This is a genomic window from Sphingomonas sp. PL20, from assembly GCF_017875905.1.
Classification (GTDB): Bacteria; Pseudomonadota; Alphaproteobacteria; order Sphingomonadales; family Sphingomonadaceae; genus Sphingomonas; species Sphingomonas echinoides.
The window spans coordinates 3,343,972-3,366,945 of record NZ_JAGINH010000002.1 but is presented as its reverse complement, the minus strand read 5'-3'; the positions used below and the strand labels follow the sequence as shown (position 1 = coordinate 3,366,945).

At 65.1% G+C, this 22,974-nt stretch carries 22 protein-coding genes; 7 read left to right on the top strand and 15 right to left on the bottom strand.

The genetic code is table 11. The features are described 5' to 3' along the window. Positions 1-3 precede the first annotated feature (3 nt). The 4 genes from H4W01_RS15810 to H4W01_RS15795 are packed head-to-tail and all read right to left on the bottom strand — an operon-like array spanning position 4 to position 3,492. A complete protein-coding gene (locus H4W01_RS15810; protein WP_209612241.1) occupies positions 4-606 on the bottom strand; it encodes an ABC-type transport auxiliary lipoprotein family protein in 603 nt (200 codons plus the stop codon). Continuing rightward, on the bottom strand, positions 603-1,574 hold the full coding sequence (locus H4W01_RS15805) for an MlaD family protein (RefSeq protein WP_010404882.1): 972 nt from the start codon (positions 1,572-1,574) through the stop codon (positions 603-605). Before H4W01_RS15805 ends, H4W01_RS15810 begins: the two co-directional genes overlap by 4 nt. Further along, positions 1,574-2,395, bottom strand: a complete 822-nt coding sequence (locus H4W01_RS15800) for an ABC transporter ATP-binding protein (RefSeq protein ID WP_010404881.1) — start codon at positions 2,393-2,395, stop codon at positions 1,574-1,576. The genes H4W01_RS15805 and H4W01_RS15800 overlap by 1 nt, the downstream gene beginning before the upstream one ends. Beyond that, positions 2,395-3,492 carry an ABC transporter permease gene (locus H4W01_RS15795; protein WP_209612239.1) on the bottom strand — a complete coding sequence of 366 codons (1,098 nt, stop codon included), beginning with the start codon at positions 3,490-3,492 and terminating at the stop codon, positions 2,395-2,397. Before H4W01_RS15795 ends, H4W01_RS15800 begins: the two co-directional genes overlap by 1 nt. Positions 3,493-3,555: 63 nt before the next feature. Between H4W01_RS15795 and H4W01_RS15790 the strand changes: the two genes are divergently transcribed. After that, a complete protein-coding gene (locus H4W01_RS15790; protein ID WP_209612237.1) occupies positions 3,556-4,227 on the top strand; it encodes an HAD family hydrolase in 672 nt (223 codons plus the stop codon). A 19-nt stretch (positions 4,228-4,246) separates the two neighbouring features. Here H4W01_RS15790 and H4W01_RS15785 read toward each other — a convergent pair whose 3' ends face one another. The 3 genes from H4W01_RS15785 to H4W01_RS15775 all read right to left on the bottom strand — a co-directional run bounded on the left by H4W01_RS15785 (position 4,247) and on the right by H4W01_RS15775 (position 9,938). Next, on the bottom strand, positions 4,247-5,509 hold the full coding sequence (locus H4W01_RS15785; protein WP_209612235.1) for a DUF445 domain-containing protein: 1,263 nt from the start codon (positions 5,507-5,509) through the stop codon (positions 4,247-4,249). 81 nt (positions 5,510-5,590) lie between these two features. Next, positions 5,591-8,752 carry an efflux RND transporter permease subunit gene (locus H4W01_RS15780; RefSeq protein WP_010404872.1) on the bottom strand — a complete coding sequence of 1,054 codons (3,162 nt, stop codon included), beginning with the start codon at positions 8,750-8,752 and terminating at the stop codon, positions 5,591-5,593. Between the two features lie 4 nt (positions 8,753-8,756). Beyond that, a complete protein-coding gene (locus tag H4W01_RS15775) occupies positions 8,757-9,938 on the bottom strand; it encodes an efflux RND transporter periplasmic adaptor subunit (protein WP_209612233.1) in 1,182 nt (393 codons plus the stop codon). Positions 9,939-10,240: 302 nt separating this feature from the next. Here H4W01_RS15775 and H4W01_RS15770 point away from each other — a divergent pair, with 302 nt between their 5' ends. Both H4W01_RS15770 and H4W01_RS15765 read left to right on the top strand, forming a co-directional pair. Further along, a complete protein-coding gene (locus H4W01_RS15770; RefSeq protein ID WP_010404868.1) occupies positions 10,241-10,501 on the top strand; it encodes a GlsB/YeaQ/YmgE family stress response membrane protein in 261 nt (86 codons plus the stop codon). 87 nt (positions 10,502-10,588) lie between these two features. Continuing rightward, positions 10,589-11,308, top strand: coding sequence for an SIMPL domain-containing protein (locus H4W01_RS15765; protein WP_209612231.1), 720 nt, complete (start codon positions 10,589-10,591; stop codon positions 11,306-11,308). An 81-nt stretch (positions 11,309-11,389) separates the two neighbouring features. Here H4W01_RS15765 and H4W01_RS15760 read toward each other — a convergent pair whose 3' ends face one another. The 3 genes from H4W01_RS15760 to H4W01_RS15750 all read right to left on the bottom strand — a co-directional run bounded on the left by H4W01_RS15760 (position 11,390) and on the right by H4W01_RS15750 (position 12,382). After that, the gene (locus H4W01_RS15760; RefSeq protein ID WP_029622546.1) at positions 11,390-11,641 is read right to left on the bottom strand and encodes a GlsB/YeaQ/YmgE family stress response membrane protein; all 252 of its coding nucleotides are present in this window, start codon (positions 11,639-11,641) and stop codon (positions 11,390-11,392) included. Positions 11,642-11,742: 101 nt separating this feature from the next. Continuing rightward, the gene (gene sciP, locus H4W01_RS15755; RefSeq protein WP_010404863.1) at positions 11,743-12,042 is read right to left on the bottom strand and encodes a CtrA inhibitor SciP; all 300 of its coding nucleotides are present in this window, start codon (positions 12,040-12,042) and stop codon (positions 11,743-11,745) included. A gap of 100 nt (positions 12,043-12,142) precedes the next feature. Next, a complete protein-coding gene (locus H4W01_RS15750; protein ID WP_010404861.1) occupies positions 12,143-12,382 on the bottom strand; it encodes a hypothetical protein in 240 nt (79 codons plus the stop codon). A 123-nt stretch (positions 12,383-12,505) separates the two neighbouring features. Between H4W01_RS15750 and mnmA the strand changes: the two genes are divergently transcribed. Continuing rightward, positions 12,506-13,612 (top strand): tRNA 2-thiouridine(34) synthase MnmA, encoded by a 1,107-nt coding sequence (gene mnmA / locus H4W01_RS15745; protein WP_209612229.1) that lies wholly within the window; start codon positions 12,506-12,508, stop codon positions 13,610-13,612. A gap of 6 nt (positions 13,613-13,618) precedes the next feature. Here mnmA and H4W01_RS15740 read toward each other — a convergent pair whose 3' ends face one another. From H4W01_RS15740 to pdxH, 3 genes are read right to left on the bottom strand one after another with little or no spacing between them, the layout of a single operon-like run. After that, positions 13,619-14,452 (bottom strand): PhzF family phenazine biosynthesis protein, encoded by an 834-nt coding sequence (locus tag H4W01_RS15740; RefSeq protein ID WP_209612226.1) that lies wholly within the window; start codon positions 14,450-14,452, stop codon positions 13,619-13,621. Then, on the bottom strand, positions 14,449-15,393 hold the full coding sequence (locus H4W01_RS15735; RefSeq protein ID WP_209612224.1) for a cation diffusion facilitator family transporter: 945 nt from the start codon (positions 15,391-15,393) through the stop codon (positions 14,449-14,451). The genes H4W01_RS15740 and H4W01_RS15735 overlap by 4 nt, the downstream gene beginning before the upstream one ends. Then, a complete protein-coding gene (pdxH, locus tag H4W01_RS15730; protein ID WP_209612222.1) occupies positions 15,390-15,968 on the bottom strand; it encodes a pyridoxamine 5'-phosphate oxidase in 579 nt (192 codons plus the stop codon). The genes H4W01_RS15735 and pdxH overlap by 4 nt, the downstream gene beginning before the upstream one ends. 109 nt (positions 15,969-16,077) lie before the next feature. Here pdxH and ku point away from each other — a divergent pair, with 109 nt between their 5' ends. Beyond that, positions 16,078-16,947 (top strand): non-homologous end joining protein Ku, encoded by an 870-nt coding sequence (gene ku / locus H4W01_RS15725; protein WP_209612219.1) that lies wholly within the window; start codon positions 16,078-16,080, stop codon positions 16,945-16,947. Between the two features lie 123 nt (positions 16,948-17,070). Next, positions 17,071-19,548, top strand: a complete 2,478-nt coding sequence (gene ligD, locus H4W01_RS15720) for a DNA ligase D (RefSeq protein WP_209612217.1) — start codon at positions 17,071-17,073, stop codon at positions 19,546-19,548. 12 nt (positions 19,549-19,560) lie between these two features. On the opposite strand, the gene H4W01_RS15715 is transcribed toward ligD, so the two are convergent. After that, entirely contained in the window at positions 19,561-21,504 is a 1,944-nt protein-coding gene (locus H4W01_RS15715; RefSeq protein WP_010404845.1) for a potassium transporter Kup, read from the bottom strand. Between the two features lie 137 nt (positions 21,505-21,641). On the opposite strand from H4W01_RS15715, the gene pdeM reads away from it, so the two are divergent. Continuing rightward, on the top strand, positions 21,642-22,304 hold the full coding sequence (gene pdeM / locus H4W01_RS15710; protein WP_209612215.1) for a ligase-associated DNA damage response endonuclease PdeM: 663 nt from the start codon (positions 21,642-21,644) through the stop codon (positions 22,302-22,304). Positions 22,305-22,320: 16 nt separating this feature from the next. Here the strand turns inward: pdeM and msrA are convergent, their stop codons facing one another. Continuing rightward, positions 22,321-22,974, bottom strand: a complete 654-nt coding sequence (gene msrA / locus H4W01_RS15705) for a peptide-methionine (S)-S-oxide reductase MsrA (RefSeq protein WP_209612211.1) — start codon at positions 22,972-22,974, stop codon at positions 22,321-22,323.

The following is a 22,974-nucleotide window of genomic DNA, read 5'->3' as shown; positions in this document are numbered from 1 at the left end:
GGCTTATTTGCCGACCCAGTCGGCGACTTCGCCCGCAACCGTATTGGCGGCCTGATTCAGCGCCACGCTGACCGGCACTGCGGCGATCGTGCTGACGTGAACGCGCGCCTCGAAGCGGTGCTTTTCGACGACCTTGCCGGTGGTGCGGATCAGCGACCCGTCAAAGACGACCACCGCGTCCTGCGTCCCCGCATCGACGCCAAACGCCCGCAACTCGCCCGAGAGCACCGCGCCGGGATCGGAAAAGGCTTGCGAACTGCTCAACACGATGCGGCCGGTTTTGGCGGGTATCGTGTCGGACAAAAGCCGTGCGAACATGCGGTTTGGCGGCTCGACCCATTGCGCCTTGGCGACGTACGCAATCGAGGTCTCGCTCGCTTGCACCGGAATGCGGGTCCCGGCCAGCGACTGGCCGACGACCGGCACCTGGATCGTGATCGTCGGCGCGGTCCCTGAAGTCTGGGTGTTGCCGGCGGGCAGGGTGGTGGTGGAGGTGAGCGTCAGCAGCGAGGCCGGCGGCTTCGGCGCAAGGGAGATGCAACCGGCCAGCGGCACCATCGCGGCCAGCGCGAGCAGCACTTTGGTGGACGAACGAACCATGGTCATTGTCCCTTTCCGGGCTTGTAATCGGGCAATTTCGATTGGCCGATCAGCGAGCTCGCGCCGCCGCGATCGAGCTTTTCGGCGACCGAGGTGAGCGCTTGCGACATCTGGCGCAGATCGTGGACAAGCTGGCCAACCTCGGGGATGGTCTGCTTGGAGAAGGCCTGCAGCCCGGGCCGCGCATCGCTGACGGCGGCGTCGAGCGTTTCCATGCTGTGCTGCGCGCTGGCAATCGCCTTGTTGAGGTTGCCCATCACCGGATGCACATCATCCTTCAGCAGGCCGTTGGTGGTGTCGGCGAGCTTGCCGATCTGCTCGGCGGCGACACCGGCTTTCTGCAACGTCACCTTGGTCTCGGCGAGCGTCGCGGCGATGTCGGGGCCGCGATCGGCCAGCGCCTTGGTCAGGCGATTGGTATTGGCGAGGATGCCGGTGATCGACTGCTGGTTCTTCTCGGACAGAACGTCCGACAGTTTCTCGGTCAGCGTCGAGATGCGCTCAAGCAATTGCGGGGCGGAGCTCAGCAATGCGCCCAAGCCGCCTGCCTTGGTCGGGATCGTCGGCACGCCATTGGGGCAGTCGTTGAGCGGGTTGACCGCCGGGCACGTGATCGGCGGGGCACCCTTGATCGCGCCATCGAGCTGCACCGTGCTGGTGCCGGTGAAGCTGCCTTGCAGCGTTGCGGTGGTGCCGACCAGGATCGGCGTATCGGCGTTCACGCTGATACGCACGCGGACAAGCTGGGGATCGGGCTTCCACAGCGACATCTCCTTCACCTGGCCCGATTGCACGCCCGAAAAGGCGACGGTCGACCCAACGACGAGGCCATCGACCGACTGTTTGAAGAAGATATCATATTCCTTGTTGGTGGCGGTGCCCCAGCGCGCGATCCACACCAGGAACAACAACATCACCGCGATCAGGATCAGCACGACGGTGCCGACCAGAACATGGTTCGAGCGGGTTTCCATCAGCTACTGCCTTTCGCTTGCGCGCGTTCTTCATTGGTGTGGACCGTGGCAATCGCGGCGCGCCCGCGCGGTCCCTTGAAATATTCCTGGATCCAGGGGTGATCGAGCGCGAGCAACTCGTCGATCGTGCCCACCGCAATCACCTTTTTGTCGGCAAGGACCGCCACCCGGTCGCAAATCGCGTAGAGCGTGTCGAGATCGTGGGTGATGAGGAACACCGTCAGCCCCAGCGTCTTTTGCAGCGAGGCGGTGAGTTCGTCGAAGGCGGCGGCACCGATCGGGTCGAGCCCCGCCGTCGGCTCATCGAGAAACAGCAATTCCGGATCAAGCGCGAGCGCGCGCGCCAACCCGGCGCGCTTCTTCATGCCGCCCGACAGTTCGGCCGGGAATTTCGGTCCGGCGTCGGCGGGCAGACCGGTCATCACCACTTTATACGCCGCGATCTCGTCGAGCAGCGCGCCTTCGAGATCGGGATAAAATTCGCGGATCGGAACCTGGACGTTCTCGGCCACGGTCAGTGTCGAGAACAACGCCCCGCCCTGGAACAGCACCCCCCAGCGCTTGGTCAGCCCGGTCAGGTCGATTTCTTCGCGATTGACGGTCGATTCGCCGAAGACCTCGACCTCGCCCGCGACGGGCACCTGCAAGCCGATGATCGACCGCATCAGCACCGATTTGCCCGTGCCCGAGCCGCCGACCACGCCGAGAATCTCGCCGCGCCGCACGCTCAGGTCGATGCCGTCATGCACCACTTGCTCGCCAAACGCGCTGCGCAGGCCGCGCACCACGATGACCGGATCGTCGGCATTGGTCTTGCGCATCACTTCCACCCGATCGCGGTGAAGAAGACCGCAAAGAACGCATCCAGCACGATCACCAAGAAGATCGCCTGCACCACCGCTGAAGTGGTGCGGGTGCCGACTTGCTCGGCGTCGCCCTCGACCAGCATCCCCTGGAAGCAGCCGGCCACTGCAATGATGAGGCCGAACACAGGTGCCTTGACCAAACCGACATACAGATCGGTGATCGGCACGACTTCGCGCAGGCGCTGGATAAACGTCACCGGTGGAATGCCGAGTGAGACCCAGCATAGCAGCAGGCCGCCGATGATCGCGACGATCGAGGCGTACATGCCGAGCAGCGGCATCATGATCACCGTCGCCAGCACGCGCGGCAGCACCAACGCCTCCATCGGCGACACGCCGATCGTGCGCATCGCATCGACTTCCTCGGTCAGCTTCATCGTGCCGATCTGCGCGGCAAAGGCCGAGCCCGATCGCCCGGCGACCATGATCGCGGTCATCAATACGCCAAGCTCGCGCAGTGTGATTCGCCCGACCAGATTGATCGTCAGGAATTCGGCACCGAATTGCTGCAACTGCACCGCGCCCTGTTGTGCGATGACGATGCCGATCAGGAAACTCATCAAGCCGATAATGCCAAGCGCGCTGACCCCGACCACTTCGAAGCGCTGGATCACCGCGTTGAAGCGAAAGCGCTTGGGGTGCGTCGTCACGTGCCAGAAGGCGATCAGCGTCGCCCCGAGAAAACCGAGCAGACCATAAAGCGTGCGTCCGGTATGGACGACAGCATCGCCGATTTCGCCAACGACGCGCGTCAAGCTGCCGACCGGAGCGGGGCGCATCGCCACCGGCTGATCGGCATGCGCGACTTGTGCCAGCAGATGTTCGCCATCGGCGTCGAGCCCGATGACGTCGGCATCATGCTCGGCGGCGAATCGGTGGATCAGCCAGGCCCCCACCGTATCGATTCGGGTGATCGAACTCAGATCGACATGCGCGACCTCGCCCTGAAAGGCGCGCAATTGCTCGGGCAACGTGCCGATTGCCGACAAAGACAGGCTGCCCGTGAAGCGCACGGTGTCGCGGTCGAACGAGAAGGCGGCCGTATCGGTCATCTGCTGCCTTCTCTGCTGCAATCGGGGTAGATCGGCAAGGCTCCAACATCCTATGACGCTGCAATGCACCATCTTAGCGTCTACGATATGGACAAGACCATCACATACGCGCCGACCTGGACTTCGTTCCTTGTGCGCACGGCATGGGCGGAGGCTCCGTGGCGGCTGGCCTTGCTCCCGTTCGCCGGTCTGGCAACCCTGGGCTATGCCGCTGGGCTGATTGGGCGAGCCCGGTTGAAGGAAGTGACGCACGCGCTGTTGTTGGGCGATGCGCTGCCCGAGGCGGCGGCGGCGCGCGCGGCCGCGCGATTCGCCGATCATATCGTGGCAAGCGGGGTCTATACCGGTGCGCTGGCGCAGATCGCGACAGACCGGGCGGCGGGGTATCGGCTGGTGCTGGCGACCGCGTCCTACGGCTTTTATGCCGGAGCGATCGCCGAACGCCTCGGCTTCGACGCGGTGATCGCGACTGGAGTTGTGCGCGAGGGCGGCGTGCTGCGTGCGCGCATCGCGGGGGAGAATTGCTACGGTGCGGCCAAGCTGCGCATGATCGAAGCATGGCTGGCGGAGCAGGGGATCGCGCGCGCCGATTCGGTGGTGCGCTTCTATTCGGACCATGTCTCCGACGCGCCCTCACTGGAATGGGCGGATGTTGCGGTGGCGACCAACCCGCATAAGCAACTGCGTGTCATAGCGCAGGCACGCGGCTGGGCGGTGGAGGATTGGGCGCGTTAGCGCGTGGGACGGGGGGTGCCTAAAGGGCCACGTCCACGGCATGGATGGCGAGCCCGACCAAGCCGCCCACTACGGTGCCGTTGACGCGGATATACTGCAAATCGCGGCCGACCGCATTTTCCAGGCGGCGCGTGATCGTGCCGGCATCCCAGCCCTGGATCGTTTCCGACACCAGCCGCACGATGCCATCGCCATAATCCGCCGCCATGCCAACCACGGCGCGGCGCACGAAGCGGTTGATCGTCGCGCGCAGCTTGGCGTCGGTTTGCAGCGTTTCGCCCATCTGGCGCAGCGCATCGCCGACCGGCCCTGCCAGCATGGCGTCGGGGTTGCGCGCGATCCGCAGCATCCCGCCGCGCGCTTGCTCCCATAGCCCGTCGAGCCAGCGCTGCATCGCCGGATTATCGATGATCTCGGCCTTAACCGCCGCCACGCGCTCGCGCATCCGGGGATCGTTGATCAGATCATGAGCGAGCGCGGCGAGCCCCGCCTCAGCTTTTTCGCGCAAAGGATGGTCGGGGTCCTCGGCGATTCCGGTCAGCATGCCATTGAGGCCGTCGATGATCTTGGTCGCCAGCGTCTCGTCCAGCCCGGTCCAGCGCATCACCGATCCGGCGCGGTCATGCACCATCTGGCGGATGAGGGCCTCGTTGGAGGCGAGCAGCCGCGCGCCCCAGCGCACGATGCCGTCGAGCAGCGGCAAATGCCGGTCTTCGGCAATCGCCGCGCTCAGCGCCTGGCCAAGCAAGGGCGACACGTCGAGCGCGCGCAGCCGCTGCCCGATCCCGGCCTTGACCATCCCACCGAGACGTTGCTGATCGAACGCTTCCAGCAAATGTGCGGCAAGGCCTGCGGCACCGCGCCGCAAGCGGCCATCGCCACCGGGCGGATTGGCGAGCCAGCGCCCCGCCGCCCCCGCCATGTCAACGCCGCGCATGCGCCGCGCGACGACGCCGGGAATGAGGAAATTGTCGCGCAGAAACGCGGCGAGCGTGGTGCCGATGCGATCCTTGTTACGCGGGATGATCGCGGTATGCGGAATGGGCAGGCCGAGCGGATGGCGGAACAACGCCGTCACCGCAAACCAGTCGGCCAGCCCACCGACCATTGCCGCCTCGGCAAAGGCGCGCACGAACCCCAGCGCGGGATAGCGGTCATCAAAGGCGCGCGCGGCGAGGAAGGTGGCCGCCATCAGCACCAGCAGCCCGCCTGCGATCCAGCGCATCCGCACCAGGCCGGCGGGCGGGGCCTCAAAGGTGCGGGGTGGGCGGGTGCGGCTCATGCCCCGACCAATCCCCGAACGCCGCGATAGTTCAAGTGCAAAGCGGCGTTTGTGCAATTGCGCGTCGTGTCGCGTGCGGTGTTACTCCGCCGGTTGTGGCAGATCGTCCGGGCCATGGCCAAGCCGCGCTGCGGCTGCGCCAAGCTCGGGCCGACGCGGCGGACGGTTCTCGATCAGCGGACCATGGTCGTCGCCTGCGCGGTACGTCAGCAGGTTACGACGCAGGAACGGCCCGATCCGCCCTTCCAGCCCGACCGCCAGGCTGAAGCTGGCCGGAACGATCAGCAAGGTCAGCACCGTCGACATCAACAGGCCGCCGATCACGGTAATGCCCATCGGCACGCGGAACGATCCGTCGCCGTTGAGCGCCAGCGCGGTCGGCACCATGCCAGCGACCATCGCCACGGTGGTCATCACGATCGGCTGCGCGCGCTTGTGCCCGGCGTCGATGATCGCGGTGACCTTGTCGATGCCCTTGTTCATCTCCTCCAGCGCGAAGTCGATCAGCAGGATCGAGTTCTTGGCGACGATGCCCAGCAGCATGATCAAGCCGATATAGACCGGCATCGAGATCGGCGTGTTGGTCAGCCACAGGCCGATCAGCCCGCCCAGCGGTGCCACCGCCAGCGACATCACGTTGATGAACGGTGGCAGCAAGCGCCGGTACAGCAGCACCAGCACCGCGAACAGCAACACCACGCCTGCAAACAGCGCGACGATGAAGTTGTTGATCAACTCGTCCTGCCACTTCGATTCGCCCAGGACGAGTTCTTTGACGCCCATGGGGAGCGCCTTCATGATCGGCAGCGCGTGGATTTCCTTCTGCGCGGTTCCGCTGACGACGCCTGGGGACAGATCGGCTCCGACGGTCAGCTGACGTTGCTGCGCGACGCGTTCGATCTTGGTTGGCCCCGCGCCGAAGCCGATATCGGCGACGACGTTGAGCGGGACCGAGCCGCCGGTGGCGGTTTGTACCGGAATGTTCTGGATCGTCGACAGGCGCTGGCGCGAATCCTGGTCGAGCGCGACGCGGATCGGGATCTGGCGATCGGACAGCGAGAATTTGGCGCTGTTCTGATCGATGTCGCCCAGCGTGGCCAGCCGGATCGCGTTGGACATGGCCGCGGTGGTCACGCCCAGGCTCGCCGCCAGGTCCATATGCGGCGTGATGACGATTTCGGGACGCTTCAAATCGCCGCCGATGCGCGGCGCGACCAGACCCGGCAAGCTGGACATCTGTTCGACCAGTTTGCTCCCGGTTTCGGCCAGCAATTTGGGATCGTCACCGCCCAGCGTGATGGTGAGCGCCCGTCCGCTGCTGCCCCAGCCACTGTCCGAGCGGAAGGAAACGCGTGCGTCGGGGATCTTCTGCAGTTCGGGCGCGAGCGAGCGTTCGAACTCATAGCTCTTCATTTTGCGTTCTTTTTTCGGCTTGAAGATCGCGCGGACGCGACCGTTGCCGACAAACGCGCGGGCATAGACCGAATCGACCCCCGGTTGTTTCTGCAGGAAGGTCGCGACGCGAGTCACCACCGCCTGCGTTTCGGCGAGGGTGGTACCAGGCACCATCTCGATCAGCGCGGTGCTGCTGTCACTGTCGCGCAGCGGCTGGAAGGTCGATGGGAGCACCGAGAACAAGAAGATGGTTGCGCCGAACGCGGTCGCACCGGCGACCACCGCCGACCAGCGGTGGAGCAAGGTCCATTTCAGAATGCGGATATACGCATCCATGATGAAGCCTTCGCCGTGCGAGGCTTCGCCATGCGACTTCAGGAAATAGGCGGCGAGCATCGGCGTGATGAGGCGCGCGACGGCGAGGCTCATCAGCACCGAGGCGACGACCGTCAGGCCGAAATTCTTGAAGAACTGCCCCGAAATGCCCGGCATCAGGCCGACCGGCAGGAATACCGCGACGATCGCCATAGTGGTAGCGAGCACGGCCAGGCCGATTTCGTCGGCAGCGTCGATCGCGGCCTGATAGGCCGATTTGCCCATGCGCATGTGGCGCACGATGTTCTCAATCTCCACGATCGCATCGTCGACCAGCACGCCCGCGACCAGGCTCAGCGCCATCAGCGTCATGTTGTTGAGCGTGAAGCCCATCAACTTCATGACCCAAAAGGTTGGGATCGCGGACAAGGGAATGGCGAGCGCGGAGATGACGGTCGAGCGCCAATCGCGCAGGAAGATCAGCACGATCACCACCGCCAGCGCGGCCCCCTCGACCATCGCTTCCATCGCGGCGTCATATTGCGCCTTGGTGTATTTCACGCTGTCGGCGATGCGCTTGAAATGGACCTTGGGGTAGCGCTTCTCGAGCGCGGCCAGTTTCTTTTCGGCTTCGGCGAAGACGGCGACGTCCGAGGCGTTCTTGGCGCGCTGGAAGTCGAAGCTCAGCACCTGTTTGCCGTCGAGCTGCGACGCTGAACGCTGTTCGGCGTACAGATCTTCGACGCGGCCGAGATCGGTGACCTTGATCGTGCGGCCATTGCCCGTGGCGATCTGCACCTGGCCGAGCTCATAGGCGGTCTGCGCATTGCCAAGCACGCGCACCGATTGTTCGGAGCCCGCAATCTGCGCGCGGCCGCCCGCCGCGTTGAGGTTGACCTGGCGCAGTTGCTGGTTGACCTGCGCCGCCGTCAGCCCCTGTGCCGACAGCTTCACCGGATCGAGGATGACGCGGATTTCGCGGTTGACGCCGCCATTGCGCTGCACCCCGGCGAGCCCGGAGACCGACAGCAATTCCTTCGACACGGTATTGTCGATGTACCAGCTCAATTGCTCGACGGTGAGATCGGTGCTGATCGCGGCATAGCTGGCGAGATCGTTACCGGTGGTGTCGGCGCGCATGATCTGCGGTTCGAGAATGCCCTCGGGCAGATTGCTGCGGATCTGCGCGATGGACGAGCGCACGTCCTCGACCGCGCGGTCGATCGGCGTGCCGATCGCGAGCTGGACGATCGTTTGCGAATCGCCCTCGGTCACGGTCGAATTGATCTCGTCGATGCCCTGCAGCGATCGCACAGCGGCTTCGACGCGCTGGGTAACCTGCGTTTCCAACTCGCTCGGCGCGGCACCGGGTTGCGCGATATCGATGATGACGACCGGAAAATCGATGTCCGGCTGGTTGTTCACGTCGAGGCTGCGAAAGCTGACGATGCCAGCGATCGTCAGCATGACGAACAGCACGATCGACGGGACCGGGTTGCGGATCGACCAAGCCGAGATGTTCCGGAAGTTCATCGACCTACCTCTTGTTCGCCGCGTCGGCCGTTACCAGCGTCGGATTGACCTTTTGGCCCGGCGTGAGGAATGCCCCCGCCGTCAGCACCACCCGCTCGGTGCCGTTCAGCCCGGAGGCGATTGCCACGCCCCTGTCGGACACTTCGCCAACCTTGATCGCGCGGCGTGTGGCCTTGTCGTCAGGCCCGACGACATAGACGTAATTGCCCTTTTCATCGCTCTGGATAGAGGCGTTGGGCAATTGCGGGACGTCGGTCGTGCCAGCGACGATCGTCGCTGCCGCAAAGCCACCGGGGCGCAGCAGGGGGTTGTAGGGCAGCGCGATGCGCGCAATGCCCTGGCGCGACTGCGGATCGATCACGGGCGACACCTGCCAGACTTGGCCAGTGAACACGTCGCTGCCGCCGACCGGCGTCACCTTCGCCTGTGATCCAACGTGCAGCCCGCGCAGATCAGCCTCGCTGACTTGCGCGCGCAATTCCAACTGGCCGTTTTCCGCCATGCGGAACAGCACGCCCGAGCCCGCCGAGACAACCTGACCGGCCTCGACGTTGCGCGTCAGCACCAGGCCGGCCGCAGGCGCGCGAATGTCCAGGCGACCATTGCTCGCCTGTTGTTGCGACAGCTGCGCTTCGGCCACCTTAACGCGCGCGGCGGCGGCGTCGCGAGTCGCGGTCTTGGTGTCGATGTCGGACCGCGAGATGAAGCCCCGCGACACCAGCTGCTTGGCGCGGTCGAGTTGGGACTGGGCGAGCGTCGCGTCGGCTTGCGCCACCTTGATTTGCGCGGCCAGCGAGGCCGCCGTCTGCGTCTGGACCGAGCGGTCGACTCGCGCCAGCACTTGGCCCTTCTCGACCCATTGGCCGGGCTCGACCAGCACGCGCGTCACGATGCCGCCTTCGCCAGAGACGCCGACAGGCATGTCACGCCGCGCGGCCAGCGACCCCGTCGCCGAAATCGTGCGCGCAACGCTCGAGCGGCCGGGGATCACCACCGACACCAGCGGCAATTGCTCCGTCGGCTTGGCCGCAGGCGGGCTGCTCCGACCGAAGATCAGATAACCGCCCACCAAAAGCAGCACAATCACCGCGCCGACAATGGCAAACAGCCGCCAGCGCGGCCGCCCGGGGCCGCCCGGTAGGCTGAGCACCTCCTCATTGCCGATCGCCCGCGTCTCATAGTTCATGTGCGTCAATCCCCGCCCCCTGGGCTCTCATCCTATCGCGACAGTGTGCGGCTGCCGACGTTCATTCTTGCTGTGTTATACAAATAGATCACTAACCTCAAGAGGCTGATCCTACAGAATATGGCATGGCGTGTTTCCGGTTCGCTCGCAAGTCGATCGGCGTGGTTCGGTGGCAATTGCCCGGCCACGCCAATCCATGTCGGCGGATTTCGTCACGGTATCGAAATAATCTCGTTGCATCTGCGGTAGGCGGGCGCGAGGATCGAACCGATCCGGAACACAAAGGCGATAGGAGAAAGGCGATGGACCGTTCTATTCTCGGTTGGCTGTTGATCGGGCTGGTTGCGGGCGTGCTTGGAAAGCTGATCATGCCGGGCAAGGATCCGGGCGGCTTTGTCGTCACCATTCTGATTGGCGTTGCGGGCGCATTTCTTGCGGGCTTTATCGCCAAATCGATGCACGTCGCTTTGGTGGGCGGTTGGGAAAATTATGCGGCAGCAACGGGCGGCGCGGTCATCGTGCTGGCCTTGTACCGCCTCATTGTCACGCGCCGGAATCGATAAGCTGTTCATCTCCGGTTGGTGAGCAGACTGCCATCATCGCAGGCAGGATATGAACCGAACAGCGGTTCATTCTACCGGGAGTGTTTTATGCGTTCGACTCTTTTTCTGCTTGCCCCCGCCTTGATGCTGGCCGCCGCCAGCCCAGCCGTCGCGCAGACTGCGCCGCAATTGCTGCCGGATGGGACAGTGCTCGACATCACGGCGGAGGGGCATGTCGCGCGGGCACCCGATATTGCGACGATCCGGGCCGGCGTGGTGACGCAAGGCCAGACTGCGGCCGCCGCGCTATCGGAGAATGGCACGCGCATGACGCGGGTTCTCGCTGCGCTGAAAAAGGCGGGCGTGGCGGCGCGCGACGTGCGCACGGCGAATGTCTCGCTCAGCCCGCAATATCGCTATGCGGACGGCCAGGCACCGGTGGTAACGGGCTATCAAGCCAGCAACAGCGTCGCCGTGCGCTTCCGCGATGTCGCCAAATCGGGGGCGATTCTGGATGCGCTGGTCGCTGAGGGCGCAAACCAGATCGATGGGCCAAGCCTCACCATCGACCAGCCCGACGCCGCGCTTGACGAAGCCCGCATTTCGGCGGTGAAGATCGCGCAGGCGCGGGCCGAGCTTTATGCCAAGGCCGCCGGCCTGTCGGTGGCGCGGATCGTGTCGATCGCGGAAAGCGGAACCAATGACGGCGCGACGCCGCAGCCGCCGATGGTTTTCGCCCGCCAGATGAAGGTGAGCGACGCAACCCCGGTTGCGGCGGGCGAAACCGAGGTGTCGATTACGCTGTCGGTACGCTTCCTGCTCAAATGACCTGCGGCACCTCCGCGATGCCGTAAACGAAAAAGGCCGCCGGGATCGCTCCCGGCGGCCTTTTTTCCAGCTTGGTCGCGCTTAGCGGACCGAACCGCGGCGGATGAGATTGACGATCGCCAGAAGAATGATCGCGCCAATCAAAGAATATACGAAGGTCATGACAGTAATGACCTGGTTGATGCCTGCGCCGAACAGGAACGATGCAATCACCGATCCGATAATGCCGACGACGACATTCAGAATAATGCCCTGTTGCCCATCGGTGCGCATCACCATGCTGGCGAGCCAGCCGCACACACCACCGACCACGAGCCAAACAATGAGACCGATCATCTTACCCTCCATTTTCCCGGCTGCATCCGGGATACGGGGACAAGACTCACGAATTGCGATTTTTGTTCCGGCTACGGTTTGAAGAGTCGGCGTGCGGCTCAGTATTTCTGCTGGCGCTCGTAGAGCGATTTGTAATGCTGGATCCGCGTGACGCGCAGGCCCGGCATCCCCGAGCGGTCGATTGCCCGCTGCCAGCCCGCAAATTCCTCGACCGTCAGGCCATAGCGATCGCACACCTCGTCCACCGACAGCAGTCCGCCATTGACCGCTGCGACCACCTCGGCCTTGCGGCGAACGACCCAGCGGGTCGTCTCCGGCGGCGGAAGCGATTCGAGCGTCAGTGGCTCTCCGAGGGGGCCGATCACCTTGGCTGGGCGAATCTTCTGGTTTTCGATCATTCTGAAACCTCGTGGCGGGGCGGGGGACCCCTGCATCTTAATAACGGTCATTAGTCTAAGGACTTGAACGCCGGCTAAAGCGGCTCGGTAAACAGCACCTTCATTTTTCAGGCTCCCGCGTCGGCGGGGCGGCGAGCATTTCCGCGACGGCGAGGTTGAACGCACCATGGGCGGGTGCGAACCAGGCGCGGCGAATCGTGATGGACGGCAGGCTTCCCTGCACCAGCGCGGTCGGGCTGGCGGCTTGCCGCGCGGCGATACCGACCATCAGCACGGCGAGGTCGGGCGGCAGCGCCACCACCGTCGCATCGGCTTCGAATCTGGAAAAACTCAGGTCCACGCATGCACTTCCACTAAGGATCGAACTCTATCTGTAGCGGCGAGGTTCTTTCGGGCGGGTAAAGCCGCCGATCTTTTTTTGCGTTTTTTGCATGTGCGCTGCGGAGCGCCTATCTGCGCCGCCATGAACGAAGCCGATTTCCAACTGGGGCCCGACCTTGCGGGCAAGCGCATCGTCGTCGCCATGTCGGGCGGCGTCGACAGCTCGGTCGTGGCGGCGCTGGCCGCGCGGACGGGGGCGGAGACGATCGGCATCACGCTGCAGCTCTATGATCATGGCGAGGCGGTCGGGCGTGCGGGGTCGTGCTGCGCGGGGCGCGACATTCGCGATGCGCGCAGCGTGTGCGACCGGCTGGGCATCGCGCATTATGTGTTCGACCATGAATCCCGCTTTCGCGATCAGGTGATCGATCGCTTCGCCGACGATTATCTCGCCGGGCGCACCCCCATTCCGTGCATCCAGTGCAATATGGGGCCGAAATTCACCGATTTGCTCGCCGCCGCGCGTGATCTGGGCGCGGATTGCCTGGCGACCGGCCATTATGTGCGGCGGGTGGAGGGGCAGAGCGGGGCCGAACTGCATCGCGCCTTCGATCCCGCGCGCGACCAGAGCTATTTCCTGTTCGCGACGACGCAGCAGCAGCTCGATTATCTGCGTTTTCCACTGGGCGGCTTGCCCAAGCCGCGCGTGCGGGAAATCGCCGCAGAACTGGGGCTGGGCGTAGCGGGAAAGCCCGACAGCCAGGATATCTGCTTTGTGCCCGACGGCGATTATGCTTCGCTGGTCAAGAAGTTGCGGCCCGAGGCCGACACTAGCGGCGAGATCGTCGATGAGACGGGGCGCGTGCTTGGGCGGCACCGGGGCCTGATCCACTTCACCGTGGGGCAGCGGCGCGGCCTGGAGATCGGCGGCACGCCGGAGCCGCTTTATGTCATCCGGCTGGAGGCGGCGACCAAGCGCGTGATCGTCGGCCCCAAGGCGGCGCTGGCGGTCGGCGCGGCGCGGCTGAGCGGGGTCAATTGGCTGGGCGGGGATTATGCCGGGCCGATGACCGCCAAGGTCCGCTCGCTCGCCAAGCCGGTGGCGGCGCGCTTTGATGGTGGGCGGGTTACGTTCGATGCGCCCGAATATGGCGTGGCGCCGGGGCAAGCGACCGTGCTGTACGCCGGTGATCGCGTGCTCGGCGGCGGCTGGATCGAGGAAACCGAAAGCGCGCTGGTCGCGGCCTGACGCGGGTCAGGGCAGGAAGAACGTGCCTTCCATCACTGTCACGCACTGCCCGCCAAGCACGACGCGGTCGCCAGCGAGCTGGCACGTCAAATGCCCGCCGCGCGCGCTTGCCTGATAGGCGGTGAAGCGGTCGCGGCCGAGGCGTGCGGCCCAATAGGGCGTCATCACCGCATGCGCCGAGCCCGTCACGGGGTCCTCATCGATCCCGGCACCGGGCGCAAATACGCGGCTGATCACGTCGGTCTCGTCGCCAGGCGCGGTGACGATGGTGAGGACATCGACCTCGGCGTCGCCGCCCGCAGCCGGGTCCACCGCCGAAGGCCGCCCGAGCGCGCGGAAATCAGGGTCGAGCGCGCGGATCTGCGCGGCATTTTCAAGCACAATCAACGCATAGCGATGCGGGTGCCACAGCGTTTCGACCGCCGCCTCGACCCCGAGCGCCGCGACGATATGCGGCAGCGGCTTGGGCGAGGGGCCCCAGGCGGGCAAAGCCAGCTCATAACCGCTTCCCGCGCGCGCCACCGACAGGATCCCCGCCTTGCGCGTGCGGAAGGTGACGCGGTCGCGCTCGGGATCGCTCGACAGCACGAAATGCCCGCTCGCCAGCGTAGCGTGGCCGCACAGCACCACCTCATTGGTGGGGGTGAACCAGCGCAATTCGAAATCGCTCTCGCCGCTTTCGTCGGGCAGGATGAAGGCGGTTTCGCTGAGGTTGTTTTCGGCGGCGATCGCCTGGAGCACCGCGTCGTCAAGCCATGCCGCAAGCGGCATTACTGCGGCCGGATTGCCTTTGAAGGCTGCGCTGGCAAAGGCATCGATCTGGACGATGGGCAGTCTCATGCGCGTTTCCCGAACCAATGGGGGGTGACGTCCGCCTCGACCAGCGGATTGTCGGTATCGACATGCCCTTCGGGGTCGAGGTGAATCAGCACCTCGACCTTCGGGAACGCCTTGTGCAGCGCGCGTTCCACGCCCTCGACCACCTTGTGCGCCTCCGCGACGGTGATGTCGCCCGGCACCTCCATGTGGAACTGCGCGAAATCATGCGTGCCGGCGTGGCGCGTGCGGAAATCGTGAATGCCCTTGATGCCGGGCTGGCGCGCCGCCACCTCGATAAACTCGGCGCGCATCGCCTCGGGCCATTCCTTGTCCATCAGATGGTCGATCGCGTTGGACGAGGCGCGGAATGCGCCATAAGCAAGCCACACCGCGATCACGATGCCGAAGATCGGATCGGCGCTGCGCCAGCCGAGATATTGGTCCAGCACCAAGGCCACGATCACCGAGCCGTTGAGCAGGACGTCCGATTGATAATGGACGTTATCGGCAACGATCGCGACCGAACCGGTGCGGCGGATGACGGCGCGTTGGTACGCCAGCAGTATGACGGTCGCGACGATCGCGATCAGCGACACGCCGATGCCGAATTCGGCGCCCTGCGTCGGTTCGCGGCTGCCGAGCGCGACGATCGCGCGCCATGCAATTCCGGCGGCCGACGCGGTGATGAGCATCACCTGGAACAAGGCGGCGAGCGATTCCGCTTTGCCATGCCCGAAGCGGTGGTCGTGGTCAGCCGGTTGCGCAGCCAGCCGTACGCCGTACAGCGTCACCGCGCTGGCCAGCAGGTCGAGCCCGGAATCGGCGAGGCTGCCGAGCATCGCGATCGAGCCGGTGGACCAGGCGGCATAGGATTTCAGCGCAATCAGGAAGATCGCCATCGCCACGCTGGCGATGGCGGCGCGGACGGCAAAGGGGATCGCGCGGCGCTGTTCCTCGGTCACGGGTAGAGCAATCCTTCGCTCCAGCCATCGGCGGTGCGCGTGAACAGGCGACGTTCGTGCAGGCGGTGCGCGCGGTCCTGCCAGAATTCGATGCGGTCAGGCGTCACGCGATAGCCGCCCCAATGCGGCGGGCGGGGCACGTCCTGGCCGTCGAACTCGGCCTGAAACTCGGCGAAGCGCGCTTCGAAGATCGCGCGGTCGGCAAGCGGGCGCGACTGGTCGGAGGCCCAGGCACCGAGTTGCGAATCGCGCCCGCGCGAGGCGAAATAGGCATCGGATTCGGCATCGGTGACGCGGCTGATCGCGCCTTCGATACGGATTTGCTGGCGCTGCGACTTCCAATGGAACAGCAAGGCGGCGTGCGGATTGGCGGCGAGATCGCCCGCCTTGCGGCTCTCGCGGTTGGTGTAGAATACGAAACCCTCGGGGCTGCGGCCCTTCAGCAGCACCATCCGCACCGACGGACGCCCATCCGCATCGGCGGTGGCCAGCGCCATCGCGTTGGTGTCATTGGGTTCGCTGGCGCGTGCGGCGGCATACCAGAGGTCGAACAGGGCAAAGGGGTCGTCGGTCATGGCGCTGCTGTAGCGTGCTCGCGCCGTTGCGTCACCCCGAAGCAGGGTAAAGGGAACGACTCTGCGCGCCAGGGATTGAATCGTCTTCGCAACGATGAGGGGCAGGACGATGGCGGCACGGGCCTATTGGCAGGGACAGATCCGGCTCGCGCTCGTCTCTATCCCTGTCGAAATCTACAGTGCGACCAAGTCGGGCGCGCAGATCAGCTTCAAGCAAATCCACGAGCCGAGCGGCAAGCCGATCCATTACGACAAGGTCGTCACCGGCGTTGGTCCCGTCGACACCGATGAGATCATGAAGGGCTTCGAATATGATAAGGGCTCTTACGTGCTGCTCGGGCAGGATGAGATCGATGCGGTGAAGCTCGAATCGAAGAAGACGCTGGAGCTGACGCAGTTCGTCGATGCGAGCGAGATCGACGTGCTCTATTATGAGAAGCCCTATTTCGTGGTGCCTGCCGATGATCTGGCCGAGGAGGCGTTCATCGTGCTGCGCGAGGCGCTGCGGCGGACCAAGAAGGTCGGGCTCGGCCAATTGGCGATGCGCGGGCGCGAATATGTCGTCAGTCTGAAACCGTGTGGTCGCGGCATGGTGCTGGAAACGCTGCGCTATGCCGATGAGGTCAACAAGGCGCAGGGCTATTTCCGCGATATTCCCGATGACACGCCCGATGCCGACCTGATGGAGCTGGCCGAGGCGCTGATCGAGAAGAAGAGCGGGGCGTTCCACCCGCAGGATTTCCACGATCGCTATGTCGATGCGCTGCGCGATTTGGTGGAGCGCAAGCGCAAGGCGAAGGGCGGCAAGATCATCGAGGATGCAGGCGACGACGCGCCCAAAAAGGGCGGATCGAACGTGGTCGATTTGATGGCGGCGCTGAAGAAATCGATGGGCGCGGCGGCTCCGGCCAAGCCAGAGGCGAAACCCGCCGCCAAGAAAGCCCCCGCCAAGCGCGCGCCGGCGAAGAAGCGTGCATAGCGCCGTTTCTTCTCCCCTCCCTGGAAGGGAGGGGGCAGGGGGTGGGTCGGCCTATGGCGGAGCCGATTGCCCGTTTCAGGGCAACCCACCCCCAACCCCTCCCTTCCAGGGAGGGGAGGCCATATGACGCTAGACCCCCTCGAAAAATACAACGCCAAGCGCGACTTCGCGAAAACGGCGGAGCCTGCGGGCACGCTCCAACCCGGGCATGGCAATCGCTTCATCGTGCAGAAGCACGACGCATCGCGGCTGCATTGGGATTTCCGGCTGGAAGTCGATGGCGTGCTCAAAAGCTGGGCGGTGACGCGCGGGCCGAGCCTCGACCCCGCGCAGAAACGGCTGGCGGTGCGGACCGAGGACCATCCCTTGTCCTATGCCGATTTCGAGGGGACCATTCCGGCGGGCGAATATGGCGGCGGGACGGTGATGCTGTGGGACAGCGGCACCTGGTCCCCGATCAAGGGCAAGAGCGCCAAGGACCTCGACCAGGGCCACCTCCACTTCGTGCTCGATGGCCAGCGTATGAAGGGGGAGTGGCTGCTGATCCGGCTGAAACCGCGCGGCAAGGAGAAGGCGGAGAACTGGCTGCTGCGCAAGATCGACGATGCCGCGGCGGGCGGGGCCGATACGCTGGTCGAAACCGCGCTGACCAGCGTGACGACCGGGCGCACGATGGCCGAGATTGCGGAAGGGAAAAAGCCGTCGGCTCCCCGGCCAAAGCCGGGGCCGTTCGGCAAGCCCGCCCATCCAGGCTCCGCCAAAAAACCGGGTGACCCCGGCCTACGCCGGGGTGACGCACCCACCTTCCAGGAGCCGCAGCTTTGCACCCTCGTCGATTCCGTCCCCACCGGTAGCCAATGGCTGCATGAGGTGAAGTACGACGGCTATCGCGCGCTGATCGCGGTCGCCAAGGGCAAGGCCACGGTGTTCACGCGCTCGGGGCTCGATTGGACCGACAAGTTCCAGGCGATTGCCGATGCCGTCGCCAGGCTTCCGGTCAAGACCGCACTGTTCGATGGCGAGATCGTCGCGTTCAAGGAGGGCCGCCCCGATTTCTCGACGCTGAAGGACGCGATCGCGTCCGGCGGCGACATGACCTTCTTCGCTTTCGATTTGCTGAACCTGGACGGCGAGGATCTGACGGGTCTCCCCAATCTCGCGCGCAAGCAGCGGCTGCAGCCGTTGATCGACGGCAAGGACCCGCGCGTCCAATATTCCGACCATATCGTCGGGCAGGGCGAGCCCTTGTTCGAAACGATGTGCAAGGAAGGCTATGAGGGCGTCGTCTCCAAACGCGCCGACGCGCCCTATCGCGGCAAGCGCACGCAGGCGTGGCTCAAGACCAAATGCACGCGGCGGCAGGAGTTCGTCATCGTCGGCTGGACGCCGAGCGCCAAGTCGCGCGGGTTCGCGTCGTTGCTGCTCGGGCTGAACGGAGCGGATGGGCTGGTCTATGCCGGCAAGGTGGGCACCGGCTTCGACACCGCGACGATGCTGGATCTGCGCGCGCGGCTGGAAAAGATCGAGCGCAAGACGCCAACCGTGCCCGCCCCGCGCGCGGCGGTGCGCGGTGCGCATTGGGTTTCGCCAAAGCTGGTGGCCGAGGTCGCCTTTGCCGAGACCACGCCCGACGGTGTGTTGCGGCATTCGAGCTTCATCGGCCTGCGCGAGGACAAGCCCGCGCGCGAGGTGGTCGCGGAAACGCCGGTGCAGGCAGGCGCGGCCGAGGTGCCCGAAATCCACATCAAGGTCAGCAGCCGCGACCGGGTGATCTTCCCCGAATCGAACATCACCAAGGGCGACCTCGCCGATTATTACGCCAAGGTCGCGGGCATCATGCTGCCCTGGGCCGCCAACCGGCCGATCAGCCTGGTGCGGTGCCCACAGGGGCGCGCCAAGCAATGTTTCTTCCAGAAGCATGACGCGGGCAGCTTCAAGGGCGCGCATGTCCACACGATGCCGATCACCGAGAAGGACGGGGCGACCGAGGAGTATCTGTACATCGACGATGCCGATGGACTGGTCGCATGCGTGCAGATGGGCACGATCGAATTCCACGGCTGGGGATCATTGGTTGGCACACTGGAACAGCCCGATCGCATGGTGTTCGATCTCGATCCCGATGAGGGGCTGGGCTTCGATCTGGTCAAGAACGCTGCGGTCGAACTGAAGGAGCATCTTGCCGAATTGGGGCTGGTGAGTTTCGCGATGCTGTCGGGCGGCAAAGGCGTGCATGTCGTCGTGCCGCTGACCCCCGCAGCAGAATGGCCCGCGGTCAAGGATTTTGCGGACCGCTTCGCCCGCGCGCTGGGGGAGGCTGCGCCCGATCGCTTTGTCGCGACCATGTCAAAAGCCAAGCGCAAGGGGCGAATCTTCATCGATTGGCTGCGCAACCAGCGCGGCGCGACCGCGGTGCTGCCCTATGTCGCGCGCGCCCGCGCCGGTGCCCCGGTGGCGGCACCGGTGTCGTGGAGCGAACTCGGCAGCATCGACACCGCTGCGCAGTGGACCATTCGCGATGCCGACGAGTTGATCGCGCGCGCCGCGTCGCGAGAATTGGCGGGGTGGGGCATTGCCGATCAGGTGCTGCCCGATCTGTGACGGGCGCGGTGCCTAGACGGTGACCTGTTCGCCCAGTTCCAGCACCTTGCCGGGCGGGATTTTAAGGAAGTCGGTCGGGTCGCTGGCGTTGCGCTGCAGGAACATGAAGATGCGGTCCTGCCAGAGCGGCATGCCCTGATTGGCGGCGGGCTTGATCGTGTTGCGGCCAATGAAATAGCTGGTCTTGGCGGGGTTGAGCACCTTCTTGTGGCTCACCGCCTCCAGCCCCAGGTCGCGCGGCACGTCGGGCGATTCCATGAAGCCATAGGTCAGCACGATGATGGTGAAATTGTCATCGACCGGGCGAATTTCAGAGCGTTCGCTGGCCTCGACCGACGGACGGTCGGCGGTGCGCACGCTGACGATCAGATTCTTCTCGTGTAGCACCTTATTGTGCTTGAGATTGTGCAGCAGCGCCCCCGGCGCGCTGTCGGGGTTGGCGGTGAGGAACACCGCGGTCCCCTCCACGCGCTCGGGCGGGCGCTTGGCGAGCGCGGCGGCGAGATCGGCGAGCGGCACGCTTTGCCGCGCCTCGAACGCGCGGACGATGCCGCGACCGCGATTCCAGGTGTAGATGATCAGGCCGATCACCCCTGCCACCACCAGCGGCACCCAGCCGCCTTCCACCACGCGCAGGATGTTCGCGCCGAAGAAGATCAGGTCGAGCGTCAGGAACGGCAGGATCACCGCGAGCGCCAGCGGGCGCCCCCAGTTCCAGCGATGCCGCACCACGATATAGGCCAGCAGCGTTGTCACCACCATCGTGCCCGTAACCGCGATCCCGTACGCGGCGGCCATCGCCGAGGAGGTGCGGAACTGGATCACCAACACCAGCACGCCGGTCAGCAACAGCCAGTTGATCGACGGCAGATAGATTTGCCCCGCCTGCGTGGCCGAGGTCTGGCGGATGCGCAGACGCGGCAACAGGCCAAGCTGGATCGCCTGTTGCGTCAGCGAATAGGCACCGGTGATCACCGCCTGGCTGGCAATGACGGTTGCCAGCATCGCGAGAACGATCAGCCAGGGCCGCACGCTCTCGGGTGCCATGACGAAGAACCAGTCCTGGTTCACGAACGGTTTGCCCGACGCCGCCGCCGCTTCAAGCGCGTTCAGGGCATAAGCCCCCTGGCCCAGATAATTGAGGACGAGGCACGGGAAGGCGAGGAAGAACCAGCCGATGCGGATCGGCTTGATTCCGAAATGGCCCATGTCGGCGGTCAGCGCCTCCGCCCCGGTTACCGTCAGGAACACCGCCCCGAGCACGAACAGGCCCGTGACGCCGTGCGTGGCGAGCAGCATCGCCCCGTAATGCGGCGAGAGCACGCGCAGGATCGTAGGTTCATCGGTGATATGCCACAGGCCGAGCCCGCCAATCGCCAGAAACCACACGATGCAGACCGGCCCGAACAGCGCCGAAACGCTCGCCGTGCCGCGGCTCTGGATGAAGAACAGCGCGACGAGGATGACGATCGTCACGCCGAGGATCGCCGAGTCATCGAAAATAGTGGCAAGCGCAGGAATGGTCTTCAGCCCCTCCACCGCCGACAGCACCGACAAAGCGGGCGTGATGATCGCATCGCCGTAGAAGAGCGAGGCCCCCGCCGCGCCCAGCACCAGCGCAATGAGCGAGCGGCGCCCCAGCGCACGCCGCGCCAGCGCGGTCAGCGCCAGCACGCCGCCTTCGCCCTGATTGTCGGCGCGCATCAGGAAGATGACATATTTGACCGTGACGACCAGGATCAGCGACCAGATTGCGAGGCTCAGCACGCCCAGAATCTCGCTGGCGTCGATCCCGTCGCCCGCAGTCTGGCTCAACGCTTCGCGAAAGGCATAAAGCGGGCTGGTGCCGATATCGCCGAACACCACGCCGATCGCGCCGATCGTCAGGGCCAGCAACGCCGGATGCGGCGCGTGCGGGGCAGGACTGTCAGGCTTGGTCGCGGTCGCTGCGGTCATAAGGGGTAAAATGGCTCGTCAGGAAGGACGGCGCGCTTTACGCTCGTGGGGGCTTTGCGCAAGGCCTTTGATACCCGTGCTGGCCACGGGGCGTGGTTAGCGTTGCGCCACGGCCACCATTGCGACATAGGCAAACGATGGTTCCCTTTTCGTTCGCAGGCCGTGATTTGCTGGCGCTGGGCAGCGGCGCGCTGTTCTGGCCCGCGCGCGGAGCCGTGCTGGTGGCCGACCTGCATTTCGAAAAAGCGAGCTGGTATGCGCGCGGGGGACAGATGCTGCCGCCCTATGACTCGCTGGCGACGCTGGCGGATCTGACCGCCCTGGTCGAGACGCTGCGCCCGCGTGAGATCTGGTGCCTGGGCGACAGTTTCCATGACGATGAGGGGTGCGATCGCTTGCCGGATGCGGCGCAGGCGCGGCTGCGTGCGCTGACCGGTGCGGTTGCATGGACGTGGATCACCGGCAACCATGATGCGGGGATGGTCGATCGTTGCGGCGGGGTCGTGGTTGATGAGGCCGAGGTTGACGGGTTGATCCTGCGCCATGAGGCCGTGCCGGACGAAGTCCGTCCCGAGCTTTCGGGTCATTTCCATCCCAAATTGCGCTTGCGCGTGCGCGGGCGTTCGGTCTCCCGCCGCTGTTTCATCGCCACCGCCCATAAGCTGATCCTGCCCGCCTTCGGTGCGTTGACCGGCGGGCTGGATGCCGCGCATCCGGAAATCGTCCGCGCGGTCGGGCCGGGCGCGGAAGCGCTGATCCCGGTCGAGGATCGTCTGTTGCGCTTCCCGCTGGCGGCCTGACTCCGGGCGTGCCGTCTCAGCTCGCCAGTTGCGGAAAGCCCGCGCGGAACGCCGCGACCTTCGGTTTGTCGAAGGTTACGATATAGGGGTGGTTGGGGTTCCGGTCGTAGAAGTTCTGGTGATAATCCTCGGCCGGAAAGAAAGCGCCGGACTCGATTCTGGTCACGATTGGCTTGGCGAAGGCGTGCGCCTGGCTCAATTGCGCGATATAGGCCGTGGCGACGCCGCGCTGCGCCGCGCTTTGCGGGAAGATTGCCGAGCGATAGCTATAGCCGCTGTCGGGGCCCTGGCGGTTGAGCTGGGTCGGATCGTGCGCGATCGAGAAATAGACGCGCAACAGCGTCGCATAGCTGACCTTGGCCGGATCATAGACGATGCGCACCGCCTCGGCATGTTTGGTCGTCTCGCTTGAAACCTGCTCATAGGTCGCGGTGTCGCGCGTGCCGCCGGCATAGCCGGCAGTGACGTTGGTCACGCCCTTCACATGCTCGAATACGGCTTCCATGCCCCAGAAACAGCCGCCCGCGAATATGGCGGTTTGCTTGCCAGTGGCGGTGACATCGGTCTTGGCGACGGGCAGCGGCACGGCGCGCTCGGCCTGCGCGGCACCGCCGAGCGCGAACAGCGCGACACCGGCAAGACCTGCGGCGAAGAGAAGGGGTTTTAACAT